This window comes from Rhodopirellula islandica (assembly GCF_001027925.1).
Taxonomy (GTDB): domain Bacteria; phylum Planctomycetota; class Planctomycetia; order Pirellulales; family Pirellulaceae; genus Rhodopirellula; species Rhodopirellula islandica.
Genome location: NZ_LECT01000002.1, coordinates 16,837 through 32,555 on the forward strand (window position 1 = coordinate 16,837; position 15,719 = coordinate 32,555).

8 protein-coding genes are annotated in these 15,719 nt (G+C 56.3%); 4 read left to right on the top strand and 4 right to left on the bottom strand.

All coding sequences use genetic code 11. The features are described 5' to 3' along the window. Positions 1-63: 63 nt before the first annotated feature. Positions 64-1,158 (bottom strand): AAA family ATPase, encoded by a 1,095-nt coding sequence (locus tag RISK_RS00620; RefSeq protein ID WP_083434701.1) that lies wholly within the window; start codon positions 1,156-1,158, stop codon positions 64-66. A 752-nt stretch (positions 1,159-1,910) separates the two neighbouring features. Between RISK_RS00620 and RISK_RS00630 the strand changes: the two genes are divergently transcribed. After that, a complete protein-coding gene (locus RISK_RS00630; protein ID WP_047812327.1) occupies positions 1,911-2,405 on the top strand; it encodes a thioredoxin family protein in 495 nt (164 codons plus the stop codon). A gap of 143 nt (positions 2,406-2,548) precedes the next feature. On the opposite strand, the gene RISK_RS00635 is transcribed toward RISK_RS00630, so the two are convergent. From RISK_RS00635 to RISK_RS00645, 3 genes are all read right to left on the bottom strand, one after another. Continuing rightward, positions 2,549-3,700, bottom strand: coding sequence for a transporter substrate-binding domain-containing protein (locus RISK_RS00635; RefSeq protein WP_063838422.1), 1,152 nt, complete (start codon positions 3,698-3,700; stop codon positions 2,549-2,551). A gap of 121 nt (positions 3,701-3,821) precedes the next feature. After that, positions 3,822-6,683, bottom strand: a complete 2,862-nt coding sequence (locus RISK_RS00640) for a PAS domain S-box protein (protein ID WP_047812328.1) — start codon at positions 6,681-6,683, stop codon at positions 3,822-3,824. Continuing rightward, the gene (locus tag RISK_RS00645; RefSeq protein ID WP_047812351.1) at positions 6,683-8,194 is read right to left on the bottom strand and encodes an ATPase domain-containing protein; all 1,512 of its coding nucleotides are present in this window, start codon (positions 8,192-8,194) and stop codon (positions 6,683-6,685) included. The genes RISK_RS00640 and RISK_RS00645 overlap by 1 nt, the downstream gene beginning before the upstream one ends. A gap of 919 nt (positions 8,195-9,113) precedes the next feature. Here RISK_RS00645 and RISK_RS00655 point away from each other — a divergent pair. From RISK_RS00655 to RISK_RS00670, 3 genes are all read left to right on the top strand, one after another. Continuing rightward, positions 9,114-10,718 (top strand): hypothetical protein, encoded by a 1,605-nt coding sequence (locus RISK_RS00655; protein ID WP_047812330.1) that lies wholly within the window; start codon positions 9,114-9,116, stop codon positions 10,716-10,718. A 267-nt stretch (positions 10,719-10,985) separates the two neighbouring features. Then, entirely contained in the window at positions 10,986-14,996 is a 4,011-nt protein-coding gene (locus tag RISK_RS00660) for a hypothetical protein (RefSeq protein WP_047812331.1), read from the top strand. A gap of 414 nt (positions 14,997-15,410) precedes the next feature. Next, positions 15,411-15,611: a hypothetical protein gene (locus RISK_RS00670; RefSeq protein WP_047812333.1), complete on the top strand. Its 201-nt coding sequence runs from the start codon at positions 15,411-15,413 to the stop codon at positions 15,609-15,611. Positions 15,612-15,719: the final 108 nt, after the last annotated feature.

The window sequence follows — 15,719 nt, forward strand, 5'->3', positions numbered from 1 at the left end:
TTGACCGCCTCCGCCACAAGCTGAAGGTGCGGGTACCGCTGATCGCTTTCTACATGAGGCATGTTATTGAGATCGTCGGGATCGCTTGGCTGTAGTTGTCTCGACTGCTGAATCGCCCATTTGCGTGATGCCGATGCGTTTCTCTTGACGCTCGATTGCAGAGGTTAAAACGGACGGCGTCACCTGACCTCGTTCGTTCATCACCACGTCCTTGATGGCATCCGATGCAAGACGTTCGATATCGGCATGGGACATTCCAACGAGCCGTTTCGAAATTGATTTAATACGCACCGATTTACTAAGCGTCACTTGTCGGAAGTAGCGGCAAAGCAGAGTTTCAATTTCGTCAGGGCTCGGTTTGTCGAACAGAAGTATATCGTCGAACCGACGCCAGAGAGCAGGGTCGATTAGCCCCTGATGATTGGTTGCCGCCAGGGTCAATGTTTCGGAATGAAAGCTATCCAACATTTGCAGAAACGAATTGACGACTCGCTTGAGTTCACCGTGTTCGTCCATCGCGGTGCGTTCTTTTCCAATTGCATCGAATTCGTCAAAGAACAAAAGCACTGGTCGAACTCGAGCGTAATCAAAGACCTTACGCAGATTGGCGGCTGTCTCTCCAAGATACGACGAAACAACAGCGTCGAAACGGACAGTGGCGAGTGGCAAATAGAGTGCGTTGGCAAGTGCGGCAGCGGCTACCGTTTTGCCACAACCAGGAGGTCCGCAAAAGAGCAACTTGCTAGCTGGCTTCATGCCGTGCGAACGCAACAGCTCGGAGCTTCGTCTCTCTCGAATGATCCGGTCCACACCGCGTTGCAACTCGGGCGAAAGGATCAATTCGTCAAGATCCGTAACGGGCTGCGATAGTTCAATCAGATTTGCATTCTTGTCGCTGTCCTTCGGCATATTGCCGTTGTTGGTACTGAGTGTCGCGAAAAACGTTTTTGAAGGGGATTGCCCATTGCCGCGTTCCAGGATCTTCTCCAGTTCATTCGCAAAGACACTGTGATTGAGTCGACGCTCCTCTCTCACCACATCCCACGCAGCATCCCTGAAACCGTTTTCGTCGCCACGAAAGTGGGCGAGAAGAAGTTTCTGAATCGCTTCAGAGCTTTGGCTCATCGTTGGATGGGGAGCGTGGCGTTTCAATTGCATTCTCGGGAGGAATTTCTAGCGTATGTTAGCAGTTTACTGGCATTGGGTCACGATCAGGTTGGCTTGACATTTGCACCAATAATGGACTTCTGTGGATGCCAAAAGTCTCCTTTTTTGCGTCTATCCCGTGAAGCAACGCGATGAGGATGCGCGAGTAATGGCTTCAGCATAACGAGGGTGTTTGACTCGTTTGGTTGTCCCGTCATACGAGTTTCTCGTTTTGGGCGATGATTACTGGCGGGAGCCAGCGGTGGTATTCGCCACAGAGAACGAGAAGTTGCGGGGATGGGAGGGATTTCAATGCGAACCGACGTTGCTTCTTCTCCGTGCCATCGCGATCATCCCCAATGTCGAATGTATGCGGACACGGAGGTTAAAAATGCTAATGAGCATCGATACACGGGCACTGAAGCTGCTTGCCAACTGCGAGAGAGGGCTTCGACGGGGAGAGGCTTTGTGTTCGGTCAGTTAAGTCAAAGGCCCGCTTCATTGCAACGGTGGCCGACTTCGGTGTACCGAGTTTTGGACAGCCACGGCGGAACGATACTCCCAGTCTCGTCTCCTGCTTCCGATTCGCCCACGAGTCTCCATTGAAATCGGGCGGAGAGCGGCGAAGCTTTGTTCGCTGGACTGCGGGCGGATCTGGGCCTGCAGGGGGCGAAAGATTTTTTTCTGCAAATCGGTGTCGGGCAGCGGAGAGAAATGGCGGGGGTCAGGTAGAGGACTTACCCGACCGTCAATCGAGAACAATCATGAACGACACCAAATCGGACCTTCCGCCCGCTGAGACGATGGATCCACCCCCGCAGCCAAAGCCCCTGTTTCATTTCTGGCGTTGCTTCTGGCTGACATTTCTTGTGGTGTCGCTGGGCTATGCTTGGCATTGCTTCTACGTTCCCGCAAACGAGATCGCTTGGGCAAAGGACTACGCCTCCGCGAAGCAGCAAGCAGCCAAGGCTGACAAACCGATTCTTCTCTATTTCACTGCCAACTGGTGTGTTCCCTGCCGGGTCATGAAGCGTCAAGTTTGGGCCGATTCGGAGGTGAAGGAATTGGTCAATGCGGAGTTCGTCCCAGTGGCGATTGACGTGGGCGATCCGGAAAACGCGGAGGTCATGGCGACTTACGCCGTTCAAGGTCCGCCGGTCACCATCGTTTGCGACTCACAAGGGAATGTGTTGGATTGGCGAGCAGGACGAATCAGCCAACCGGTCTTCCTCGAATTGCTTGATTCGTCGCATTCGTAACGCGTGAACAACAAGTGACGATGTTAGCGGTGTGGCGCAAGCCGCCCGGTGAGGAACCGGAGGGCTCGCGTCTTTCCGCCACGTCACTTGTTGTTCACGTGGTCCTTAGCTGAGCGGCGGTTGAAGCAGGTCCCGGCCATCGTTCACGGTTGGCTTTCGCCAAAGTAAGTCGCCAAAACGTTCTCCCACTCAGGGCTCGACGTCTGGCGTAGCAAAATCCGATTGATCGGTTCTCGCAACTCACTGTCACTCGGCAATGCGATCGCATAACTCTGGCGTTCAAACGTGATCGGCAGCACAAAGGCCTCGCCAGGATAGTTCTGATGAGTCTGGTATCTCAGAATGGGAGCGTCGTAGACCACTGCGTCACACTGGCCAGCCACCAAGCGCTGCAGCGCCGTTTCAACATCTGGGTGATTGGCGGAATTGATATGCCGAGCTCGAAGATAGTCCGCTGAAGTCGATCCTTCCACGGTCGCAACCTTCGCCCGAGAAAGATCGGCTGGGCCTTCGATCTGGGAGCGCAGTTCCGTCAATGTCAGCGCGGACGTCACCGCCGCGGTGAATCCAGCGATGATGAACAGCCCTGCAAACATCCAAATCAAACCAATCAAACGCCCCCCCAGGGTACGCGGAACCTTGTCCCCGTAGCCGACCGTGGTCAGAGTCACAGCAGCCCACCACATGCCGGCCGCGATCCCCTTGACCCAACCCTTGTCGAATTGCTCTCGGTTGTGCCTTCGCTCGAACAGGTAAATGCCAACGGCACTGACCAGCATGGCCAGCACCAACCCCGCCAAGATGCGAAAAAAGGTTCTCGACAAGATCGCGTCCAAGATGCCCGACCATCCCGAACCGCGTGGCCGCGATCCAACCGCGATCCCCAATCCCGAGGTATGAAAGGAGTGGGTGAAGTCCATCCGTTTTTCGCGTTCGTAGTTCACCGTGATCGCCGCGACGGCCATGTCCACCTCACCAGATTCGACCGCCTGCAACATCTCCGGCAAAGAAAACCTTCGTAGTTCCACTTCGATCTCGTGGCCTGATTCGATTTCCAACTCAGCCTTGATGTCGCGCAGCAGATCCATGCTGATCCCAACCCACTGGCCGTCCTCATTGAGCATTGCAAACGGTGGCACCTCCCGCGTCGCCACCAATTGATCGGGCACGCTCAGCCGGACTGCGCCGTCATCTTTGTTTTCTCCCAGCGTCCCATCCTGAGCCCAGCAGGAAATCGCCCACAACGAAAGAAGCAGTCCTCCCGTCAAGCTTCGACTTCCAATTGAGTGTTGCATGCTCCATTCTTTCCACTGGGTGACCGAGGACGGCGAGTGACATCATCGAAATTGTACAGGGCCCAAGTCGACGGAGCGTTTGAGATGACAACTCTGCGGCACGCCGCAAAACACTGGTTTGCTACGACTTCAGCAACCGATCGATCATGGCGATCAGTTTTTGACTGTCCAGCGGTTTGGTGGTGTAGTCGGTGCACCCGGCTGCCAAGCACTCGTCGCGATCGCTCTTCATCGCATTCGCGGTCAACGCAATGATCGGCAGCTCACAGCCTCGTCGACGCAGCTCGGCGGCGGCTTCGTAACCATCCATGACCGGCATTTGCATGTCCATCACAATCAGATCAATCTCGGATTTTGGGTGCCCGAAGACTGTGTCGATTGCCTCTTGCCCGTTGGTGGCGGTGGTGACATTCCCACCCGCCTTCTCGATGAAGTGCTGAGCGAGATAGCGGATGTCCCGACGATCATCGACGACCAAGACATTCGCAGAAATCTGGATCTCCTCCTTGACCTTTTCCGCCGAGACATCGATCAACAGATTCGGCACAACCAGCCGTCCAGAAGAAACAGCTTCGATCGTCAGCGTGAATTTGCTGCCTCGTCCATAGGTGCTTTCGACCGCGACGTCCCCACCCAGCGCGTGGGCCAACCGTCGACAGATTGCCAGTCCCAATCCAGTCCCGCCAAAGGAACGCGTCGAAGTGCTGTCCGCCTGCACGAAGGGTTCAAACAGTGACATCTGGTCTTCCGGTTTGATCCCGATGCCCGTGTCAACCACTTGAAAAATCAACCGGCAAGTGCTGGCCGAGGGCCGTTTCGATGAGAATGGATCTTGCGGTTTCCCCACTCCGGCACTGTCGTCGAGGCCTTCATAGCGAACGAGGATTTTGACTTCCCCCGAGTCCGTGAACTTGATTGCGTTGCCGACCAGATTGAGAAGGATCTGTCGGAGCCTCACGGCGTCGGTTTCAATCAAATCGGGGATCGGCCCATCGAACTCGATCTTCAGCGGCAGGTGTTTCTCGGACGCTCGAACATCCATCAAAGATCGCACCTCTGCCAACAAACCGTCTGGTCGCACCCGTTCGGTCTCGAGCTGCATTTTCCCGGAATCAATTTTGGACAAGTCCAAAATGTCGTTGATGATGTTCAGCAGAAAATTGCCGTTGCGACGGATCGTTTCGACCACCTGAATGTTGTCAGGGTCCTTCAAATGATCCTTCAATATGTCAGCGTGCCCCAAAATCGCAGCCATCGGCGTGCGGATTTCATGCGACATGTTCGCGAGGAATTCGCCTCGGGACCGGTTGGCATTCTCGGCCACCACCTTGGCCTGCTTGAGCGACTGCTCAAACGCTTTGCGATCGTCCACGTCAATGACATAGCCGGTGTATCCCACGAACGCACCTTCGGAATCAAAACGCGGCCGACCGACATCAACGGCCCAACGGTAGCTGCCATCGGCCCTTCGCAATCGGAACTCCGAGAAGAAAGGCTTGTGCGCTTTCGCCGCCGTCAAAAATTCTTCCCCGGCACGTTCGTGATCCTCCGGATGGGTCGCATTGGTCCAACCGAGCCCCATGCCTTCCACTCGCGTTTGCCCCGTCGTGTCGTACCAACTCTTTGACAGGAACGTGCACATGTGATTCTCGTCGGTGACCCACAGCATCGCCGGCGAAGCATCCGCGATCTCTCGAAAATAGCGTTCACTTTCGCGGAGCAAGTCCACCGATTGTTGCCGTTGCGTGTTGTTGTAGAAGTGACAAACCACGCCATGACGATTGTCCGGCAAAACTATCCGCTCGATCGACCAATCATAAGCCTCCGTCTCGTTCGTATCGACTCGCTGTTCGACCAACGGGGGCGCAGCGTAGGGCTCGCCGGTGTCGAGGGTGTGCCGGAACAACTTGACCACTTCATCGGCGAATGCCTTCGGCCAGATCACGTTCATCACTTCGGCAAATGGTCTGCCGATCAATGGATCCACATTGATGAACACGCTGCGTGCTCCGGCACTGACGTAGCGCACGCAAAGATCGGCGTCGACAACGTACAATCCCTGCGGGTTCTCGGTGATCAATCGCTGAAACGTTTCGTGCGACTGACGCAATTCCATTTCGGCGGCCTTGCGTTTTGTGATGTCCCACTGCAACCCGGTGTAGCGAAGGGTTTTGCCGGACTTTGACTTGACCGGTTCACCGACGGCCACCAACCATCGCTCGCCATGCTTGGGGTGGCTGATCCGAAACTCACTCCGGAACGGGAGATTCTGCTCGATCGCTGCCGTCCACTGCTGGGCAATTTGCTCACGTTCTGATTCCACGATCGAAGCGAACATCGCCGACTCGCTGGGCTGGACGTCCTTTCCGAATCCATGCAACTGACGGAAGGCGTTGGACCAGTACACATGTGTCTTGCTCCATTCCCAAGCCGCCATCCCGCCCGCTTGAATCGCCATGTCCAATCGGCGGGCTTCGCGACGCAGATTGGTCTGCACTCGATCCTTTTCGAGCAGCAGGTCACGCACCTCAAATTGCCGCATCCGATCACGCAATTTGGCTCGCACGGTGTTGATGAAGACCGCGATCCGGAGCGGTCGATTGATCAACGTGACATGTTCAAGCGAGAGAATCCGCTTCAACAGTTTCGAATCGGGGTCGCCCGCTTGCAGCAGGACCAAGATTGGCACCTCCGACCACTTCGGTTGCTGATCCAGGGAAACCTTCAACTGAGCAATGGCGGCGTCGGTCAGGTGTTCCTGCGCGATCAGAGCAATGCCCGCACCTTCCAAGATGGTCTTGGCGAATGAATCGATCGTTTCACAGCAACAAACCGCGACCTCATTCTCCTTCAGAATCCGGGCGCACAGCTTGGCATCCTGCGGCGTCGGTGCATATGCAACGACGCGTTGGTTGTTGCTGTCTTGTTCCGCGACAGAATCGGCCATTTCGTCTGCGATGACTGCTTTGCGAAGTGACTCCATTAGCTCGAATGACCCTCCCTGTCGATCAAGGAGTCCTTCTCGCCATCGAACTCAGGAACTCCAGTCAGAATCCCGCGGAACATTCTCAGTGGAGGACCAATCTCGACGCCGTGATGGCTGAGTTTGAACTCGCGGATCGTTCGTTCATGTCGCCCGGTACGTTTCTTGATGACCGAAATGGCCTGCCGAATCTCCCCCTGGGCCTCGAAATAGCGAAACAGCACCACCGAATCCGCCAGGTAGCTGGCGTCCACCGGCGTTCCCATTGCTTGCCCCAACATCCCGTGTTGAGCGACGACCACCAATGTCAGGATCCCGCGTTTACCAAGGTACTGAAGCAACTCATGCATTTGGATGATGAGGAATTTCTCGTGCGGCATCGAGTTCAGGTAGCCATTGATGCTGTCAATCGCAACGATTCCAACCCGGCGGCCTTGGTCATCCAGTTGAACAGAGTCCCGAACCAAGCACGCAAATTCGCTGGGTGTGATTTCACCAGGAACCAGATTGACAATTTGAATCAGCCCGTCGTCCACATGCTGTTGCAAAGCGAAACCCAAGCCTTCGGCGCGGACAAACAACGACTGCATGCTTTCCTCAAATTGAAACAGCACGGCTCGCTCGTTCCGTTCCGCCGCCGCCACCGCGAACTGCAACGCCATCGACGATTTGCCAACTCCCGCCGGGCCCAGCAACAGAGCACTCGTGCCGGCGTTCAAACCACCGCCGAGCAACTCATCGAATTCTGCGTTGCCACTATCGATCAAATGCGTGTCAGTGGCCTTGGTCAGTTGATCGCATGTTTCACGCGGAAAGACCTTCAATCCGCCTCGCACAATCCGCAAATCATGTGCGCCACCAAGGAAGCTGCTGCCACGATGTTTCAAGATCCGCAATCGGCGTCGTTCACCGCCGTAGTCCGACAGCAAGTGTTCCAGCCGGATGACTCCGTGGGCGATGCTTTGCAAATGCTGGTCGTCCAGCCCGGAATAGTCGTCCAACAAAAGCACCGTGCACCCGCGGCCTACAAAGAACTGTTTGAGAGCGAGAATTTGTCGGCGATAACGCAGTGAACCTTGCGACAACAAACGCATCTCGGACAGTGAGTCAAAGACGACTCGCGTGGGTTGCAGTTCTTTGACGCGTTCCAAAACCCCATCGACCGTCGTGCTGAGTTCGATCTCGGATGGCTCGAACATTGTGTACTGCAGACGGGAATCCTCGGTCGCCTTGGTATCGATCAACTCGTAGATGTCGATGTTGTCGAGCGACCAGCCATGCGACGCTGCAACGCCCTCCAGCTCTTGTTTGGTTTCCGAGAGTGTCACGTACAGCCCGGTCTCGCCCTTGCGGGCGCCCTCCAACAGAAACTGCAGTGCAAGGGTCGTTTTGCCCGTGCCGGGCATGCCTTCAACAAGGTACAGCCGATCGGCGGTCAGTCCCCCGTGCAAGATGTCATCCAGTGGCGGGTTGCCCGTGCTGATCTTCGTCGGAAGGTTCTGCGTTGTCATGTCGTCCATTGCCTTTGCGTTCGACCGCGTCAGATTTCGGCTGTGTGAATTGGGCGATCGATTCCATCATACGATTCGCGTTGATCGGTCCTGAAGGATCGTCGATGCATTCTGCTTCCAAGCAAGCGAATGTCATTGCGATCGTCGACAACGAGCAAATGGCAACGTACCACATCCAGAATCAAGCTTCATGGTCACTTGAGGTGGGGAACGCGATGAAAAGCGAGTCGCCAGTCAACGCTGTCCGTCGGTGGTTGGCTCCAAGCCATCGGGTTCAAAGCCGATCGTGGGATTGGATGCGGAAAATCGCGTGAAGCTTGTCCGCTGCAATGGGCCCCCGGTATACACGCTGAGCGGCGACCTCGGTAACTCAGTGGATCCCGCCACAGCCCCCGTTTCTTCACAAAGATTTGCTCGCAAGCAACCGTCTCGTTTAGAGATCCATTTCCCGGTCGTGACGACACGTCCGTCTTTGCTGCGGTGAACCGACCTCGCAGCCCAGGCGATGGGTTGGCTCGATTGACAATCCTCCACTGGCGACGACGACCCCTGCAGACCAATCCCATTCATTCTCAAATCAGCGTCCTCACTGATTCGGCTCTGTGGCACGGATCCAGAATGGCCCACGACGAAACCGCGAAAAGTTGACCGCCACCCCCTGCAGAGCTATGCTGATTCGACACCAATCGACTCCGCTCCACGAGCTCAGCAGGTCGGCAGGAGTCTTTCGGCATTTGGACTGTTTCGGTAAGCGTTGTTGCTCCCACGTACAACCGGGGCGAACGCCCAAACGGCTCACATGATGATGCTCGATCATTCCAGCCTCCGTGTCTTAGCGGAGGACGGAAGGCACCTGCGATCCCTGCTGATCAGACCGAGGATCTTTCAATCCATCTGTCGGAAATTCCGAGGCGCGACGATGAACCATGCATCGATTTTAGGACTGCCCCTTGCTGTCTTGCTGGCAACCGCTGGATTGGCGAGTTCTCTACCAGCCGAAACCCAGACCTTTTCAATCTCGCGGGCGACCTACACTTCCACCAAGGCGAGATTCGAATGTGACGTGGAATTGAAGGAGGACGATGACGCAACGCTGTCCCTCACGATTCCCCAGAGCGAACAAGAGGTGGTCGAAGCATCGATCCAGTCAAACGTTCCGATCCTGATCACGACGACTGCAGTCGCGAACTCCGGCTCGAACAAGATCGAAGTGAAGGTCATGGGTCATAGCGGCCGACCAGCCACTGTGACTTACTTGCGTCCTCTTGAACTGTCCGATGCAGTCCGTGTGCGACATGAGATCGACCTCACACCGGGCCAGCCCACTCGCTTGAGTAGCTTTCTAACGATTCAAGACTGGTCAGCGTCCGACGCCTCTTGGTCCAAAGCCGATTTCCTTGTTGATGGTGAAGGACTCTTGTTCGAGTTTCCTGTGACCATGCAACCAAAGCAGCACTTCAGCGCTCCGATTGGAAACTTGCAGGCCTACCAGATTGGCTTGCATGAACTGGGCGATTCCATTGTCGCGATCGATGAGAACTCGGCCTACTCAGTTGGCCACCTCAGCAACCGAGGGAAGCACACGATCCCCGGTGGCACTGTCCAAGTGTTCGCAAAAGACCGTTTGCTTTACACGACCCAAATTGACCGGTCGATCGCCCCGCTTCTCCTCTCCAGCAACGGTGCAATCGAAAAGGGTGGGATGATTCGACTTCAAGCCATCCCCACCAGCCAAGTGGCGGTGGGGTCCGTTTTGGAAACGGAGCGTTGGCATGAAGCGGTCTCGCTGTCAGAGGGTCTCCTGATAGTTCGAACTCATCAGGCCACGGTCGTCACGATCCACAACCGGACGCCCACTCAGATCCAGGCCTACCTTCCCGAGGCCTCGACTCCCGTTCAGATCACCGCGGGCGTGAAACAGGAATTCGCCACGGACACCACGGCCAACACTCCCAACCTCGAGGCGGATCTGGCGGATCTCAATGCTGAGACACTCAAACTTCATGTCGAGCACCTGGGCGATCTCCAAATTCACAGCCAAGACGCTTCGGCTGAAACATTGAGCGCAGCTCGCCAGCAACTCACCCGTATCCAAGCCCACGACTCGAGAATGACAGCCCGAGCCAAATCGAAAGAGGTGATTCAGAAACGACTGGATGAACTGTCCGGCGAATCACCAGACCCGGTTTTGGCTGCCAAACTTTACAGACGGCTGGGAACACTCCAAGAGGAAATTGAGCAGGAGCGTTCGGATCGAGCCGCGAGCGTGCGTAAGTTGTTGGAGGTTTTGTTTCCAACTCATGCTTCACCGGCTCCTCCAGACGCAACGCGTCCCGCTGCCCCACCAAATCGCCCCGACCCGCCGATGGCAACGATCGGAATGGCACCAGGATCGATGGAGAGTCCCGTCGAGGCTGATCCAGAATCGGCGGAGGAACCTTCGGGTGTCACTCCAGTGGATGCTCCCGGCACCACCATTGAGCCTGGCGACTTGCCGGCGCCCGCCGCAAACACATCGAACTGAAATCCTGTGGGAACCAGGTCGCGCCCCGTTGTGCATCGAGCCGCACCAAAGCGTTGCGACCGTTTCAATCCGTGCAGCTTCCCAATTTAGGTCGGGTTGAGCCGGTTTTCTTGAAAATGACGCCCGTCCACGGAGGGTGTCGCCCCCCATCGTGACGATGAAGTCAAAACGATTCTGCCGACAGGACCCTTTTTGCGGGTCCCCTCTGGTTGGCACTTCGGTGAGGAAGATTCAACCGTGATGAATTGGTCAGGGAGGACCTATCTGATGTGGACTGCAAACTCGACGTTTCGAGCGTTCTTGGTCGCGTTGATACTCGGCCAAACCATCCTGTCTCCGCTTGCCACAGCGAAGAATCCATTGGCACGGTTGAAGCGACTGATCACCGAAACCAAATACCACGGGACGGAGCCGCAACTGGGAGAAGACGGCGCGATGGAGTGCCTTGCCGAACACATCGACTGGGTGGAACATCACATCGACACCTACGGTTCGGTCGTTGCCAAACAACCGGACATCTGGGGCGAGGCGAGGTTGACGAAACACCGTGACGAATACGAGCGGATGATGTTTCGAGAAATCGATGCCTTCAATGCAACGATCAACGCTTCGATCTCTCAGACCGACAGTTCGTTCCTGGCCCAAGCGGTTGCGTTGTCAAACGCTGCAGGAGCGACCGTCACCCCAGCTGATGCACCCGCTGGAGGAACGAAGACCGCGGTTGCCAATGCACAGCTGGCAAATGCAAAGAACCTCGAAACTGACTTCACTTCGTTTGGGATCAAAACCGATCCCAAACCGGATACGCCGGGCATCTCACTCGAGCCAACAGTTCTGCTTGATCAGCGGTCGCGTTACCTCAAACATCTGCATGAACTTCGCCGCATCAACGAGGGCGATGACACGAGTGACTCACCGGGCTACTCGCTCAACCTGGTGCGACTGCCCGTGTCGATTCTGCCGGGCAAAATCACTCGCCAAGGATTTGGCGCCGAGATCACCGTGACGGCCCAACCGGTCATCAGCGACGACCTCTTGCCAACCACGTTTCAAAACCTGGTCGTCAACGACGTGGTCGATTTCCTGGGTCTTCCCATGGTTCGCCTGACCGAACGTCTTCAAGACTTCGATTCGAAATTTGAACTCTTACGGGCGTTTGAAGCCAAGGCGAGCCGGGACGCCGCTCAGCAGACGGTATTCGAGCTTGACCAAGTCTTTCACAAGTACAAACCAGCTAGCGATTCCTCCGAGTCAGGATTCACTGCCGAAGCGAGGCCCTATGTTGCGGGATTCCTAGAGAACAACTTGGCAGTCCAGCAGTTGATCCTAGAGATCGATCGCCTTCGAGATGCCCCGGCTCTACCACCCAATGCAGTGGCCGACATTCAACACAACATGGACCAACTCATGGCAACTGGCTCATTCTTCAACGACGACCAGGAAGAAGGGCAAACGCCACATTTCGATGGTTCCTTGGAATCTGGTTCTGGATTGGAGATGACGCCTCAACGAGCGTTGAACTCAAACATTGAAAAATTGATGCAGCAAGGAGAAAATGACGCCGCCAACCTACCAAGCGTCGTTATGGAAGCCTCCAGAAACGCTGATCAGAAAATGAGCCAGCAGCCTCCTGGAGAGGCTGGCACGACCAACCTACCGGAGGCCAGGCGGAAGGAGTTGTTGTCCAGCTTCATCAATTCATTGCAAAGGAAAGAGGTGCACGACGTCAGTCGGTATCTGTGGGCAATGGGCCAATTCGACGACGGGCAATACCTGTATGACTCGGTGCAAAAAGCGTTGGCCGGCCTCGCAGCGAAAGCGGACAACATCCAATCCCCCGCCCCTTCCGGTCGAGCACGGCGTGCAGTCAATCCGCTCAACCCCTCGTCGATCGAACGGGTCATGGGCATCGAAAACATGGTAGTGACCGCCAAATTCTTTGGCGAAGCCTATTACGGCACCTACATTCGCTGGGCGGGCGGAACGAAGACGACGACTGGCCAACCCTGCCAAGAAACCCGGGTCGATTTGCTGGACGCTCGCCGGTTTTTGAACGCGGAAGTTCAAGCGGCCTACGAACTGCTCTGCGATCCCCGCCACTTGCATCTTTACGCGGAACTGGCCTCGCCGAATTCCCAATTGGCCAGCCAAATTCGCAGCGGCCACTTCGACGGTGATGCAGCGGGTGGACTCTCGGTCGAAGGTTATCGCAACTACTTCTTCCAGAAACTGCACGGACACCCATCCCACATCGACCAGTCTGAATTCGCTGGCCATGTGACATCCGACGGGATGCTGATGAGTCCTCCGGTCCAGTTGCAACGGGACATGTCGGACAAGATCGCCTCCGCGAAAACGAGCGTTGAAGCGTTGGCTTGGGCTGTCGTGGTCGAATCCGCTTTGCTCAATGAACGGCTCAATCGCGACGTTCGCAAGTTGGCGAATGCCAAGGAGGTTTACAGCCTGCAGACGGATCAGGAAGAGTGGTTCTTCCTTCCCGACACCGTGATGAAAACTGGCTTGGGACTGGAAGAACTTCAAACGTCGTTTCAATCAGCCAACGAGGTATTCAAAGAATACGTTCGCGTCCGTTGGCCCATCCACGTCTTCGCCGTCGACCCGATCGCCCAAGATCAAAACGTCGCGGATGTTTCCCAGCGTCGGCGCGAGCTTCAATTTGCGATGGCCCTGGGATTCGCCACCGGGCAAATTGGAGCCAACTCGCTGACCCAATTCTCACGCGAGATGGAAACCCAAATTGAAACCGTTTCGCTCAATCGCACGATCGTCGGTTTTGGCCACGGTCGCGACACGTTTGGCTGGCGCTTCTACCCTCGTGTCCAGGCGTTGGAAACACCAGGGACTCTGGGTGCCCTCCGAGAGACGTTCATGGGCGCGTCCCGAGATTACGATTTGAGAAACCGGAAGATCGAACCGGGCCAACGCGAGTGTGTCGCGGTTGTCTTGATGCCGTCGTTTGTTCCCTACGCGGATTTTGACATTCGAACCAATTGGTTCAAACTCACCAACCCAAAGAATTCCGCGTTGACCATGAAGGACAGCCTGAAACTCAGCCGAGCGATCACGGCGATGCGGAACTCACGAGCCAATTGCTCGGAGTGCCAACACCTGTACCGCGAAGGCGAACTGCGCCGCTTGCTCAAACGCGTCGATCAACTCGATCGTGAACTGCCGTTGCAGACTCAGCGTTCGCTGGTGCCGTATGAAAACACGCTGGGCGGGTTCGAGATGTTCAACACCGGGGTCACTGATTTGTCACCGGAACTGATTGGCTGGTACGGCGCTCCGGGGATCAATCTGTCCTCGGAGGCTGGCAACTGTGGTTGCTCGATCGGGTGCATCGAGGGCACCGACAAACTCGAATGCAAAGACGCCAAAACTTGTGCCACGCTGGCGACTTCGCTCGACAACTTGAACAACTCGCTCTCCACGCCAAGCCTCGCCGCTTGCGAGGGCAAAGGAACCACCCTGTTCTTGGTCGGTGACAACTTCAGTGTGCACGACACAAAGGTCCTGGCCGGTGGACTTTGCATCCCGCACGTCCGCCTGATCAGCCGCGAATTGATGCAAGTCACCATCCCGCACTGCGTCAACACGGTGGAACTCTGTGAGAACGGGGAAACGAACACCTACGTTTCCGTTTACATCGCCACGCCCTACGGCGTCACCAATCACTTGCATGTCCCGGTGATGGGCCAGCACAAACCGACGGTCGCGTGCCCGCCCGTTGCTGCCTCTCGCAACTCCATCCGACCGTCCTCCCTGGTCCGTGACGTGGCATCCAATCCGAACCGACGCGATGCCGCAGCAGTGACGACGAACCATCGACCGGATCCCGTCGCCGATCCATTCCGGTTTGCTTCCTCGCGAAACTCGATGCCTGTGCAACAGGCGTCCATGCTGGTTGCCGCGCCGCAGACCGCGGCGGATCCCACCGAAACAATCGCATCCACCTTTTCGCTTCTCAGCTTCTCGACCAATGCGGATGCCACTGCCATGAAGGAGTTGATGACGATCTCCAATCAACTGTCCGAGATGGAGAGCGACATCAGTCAGCTCACGACACTGACGAACGGGGCAGCATCGCTTGCGAACCAGCCTCCTCAAGTCAACGTCCATGTGAACGTCAGCGAAAACGAGTCACGTCGTTGGAAGGAAAATCAAAATGAGTTGGGTGAACTGCCGGGTTTGAAACGCCTGCGGACCGCCGTCCGCGAGCAATGGCGAAACTGCCGAGATCAACTGCCCGGCAACTGATCACATCGATCCCACCCGGCCGGCCGTTCGGCCTTGGAAACCAACCGCTCCCGCGGGGCATCCGTGGGTGCCGGCATGGAGAAAGTGGTAGGGCGCAACGCCGCGACGACTTCCCGCAAGCAGTGCAACTTCTCGCGTGCAATTCATTGCACGCGCAAGCACAAAGTTGCAGCCTCCGTGCCGATCCATGCCGGCTCGTCCAGGCCCCAATGGTGGTGCAATCCATTTGCATCACGCGGTTCGGGGCCATGAAAGGGACGTTTGGCTGGGCGAATCGCGGGAAGATTCGCGAACTGGTACACCAAGGTCCTGGCGGCGATACGCCGGTTGGCACAACTCGTGCAACGGTGACTCTTCCAAGATCACCTCGGGTCTTGCCCAGGCGTTTCACAGACCACCCAACCAGGAACCAAAATGTCACGACTCACCTCCACCCTCTCGCTTGTCACCGCCCTGTTGTCCGGTGGCATCTACGACACGGCATCCGCCAACCCCATCTCCAGCGTCACACGCAACGAAACCCCCATCATCCAGCCGCTCCAATCCAACGACGAAAACCGTCGCATCATGATGGACGCTCGCATCGCGATGGGCATGGAACTGAAACGGAAGTGAGCCGGTTCGAAAACCGCCACAAGCATGGCGTGCAGCGATCAAAGCGATCTCCCAAACACGTCGTCAGATTGGACACCGTTCCAATGAACTGGGTGCAGTCTCTCATTC

Excerpts from the sequence above, each read along its gene's own strand:
- RISK_RS00620 (WP_083434701.1), bottom strand. The coding sequence starts at position 1,158 with ATGCAATTGAAACGCCACGCTCCCCATCCAACGATGAGCCAAAGCTCT.
- RISK_RS00630 (WP_047812327.1), top strand. The coding sequence starts at position 1,911 with ATGAACGACACCAAATCGGACCTTCCGCCCGCTGAGACGATGGATCCA.
- RISK_RS00635 (WP_063838422.1), bottom strand. The coding sequence starts at position 3,700 with ATGCAACACTCAATTGGAAGTCGAAGCTTGACGGGAGGACTGCTTCTT.
- RISK_RS00640 (WP_047812328.1), bottom strand. The coding sequence starts at position 6,683 with ATGGAGTCACTTCGCAAAGCAGTCATCGCAGACGAAATGGCCGATTCT.
- RISK_RS00645 (WP_047812351.1), bottom strand. The coding sequence starts at position 8,194 with ATGACAACGCAGAACCTTCCGACGAAGATCAGCACGGGCAACCCGCCA.
- RISK_RS00655 (WP_047812330.1), top strand. The coding sequence starts at position 9,114 with ATGAACCATGCATCGATTTTAGGACTGCCCCTTGCTGTCTTGCTGGCA.
- RISK_RS00660 (WP_047812331.1), top strand. The coding sequence starts at position 10,986 with ATGTGGACTGCAAACTCGACGTTTCGAGCGTTCTTGGTCGCGTTGATA.
- RISK_RS00670 (WP_047812333.1), top strand. The coding sequence starts at position 15,411 with ATGTCACGACTCACCTCCACCCTCTCGCTTGTCACCGCCCTGTTGTCC.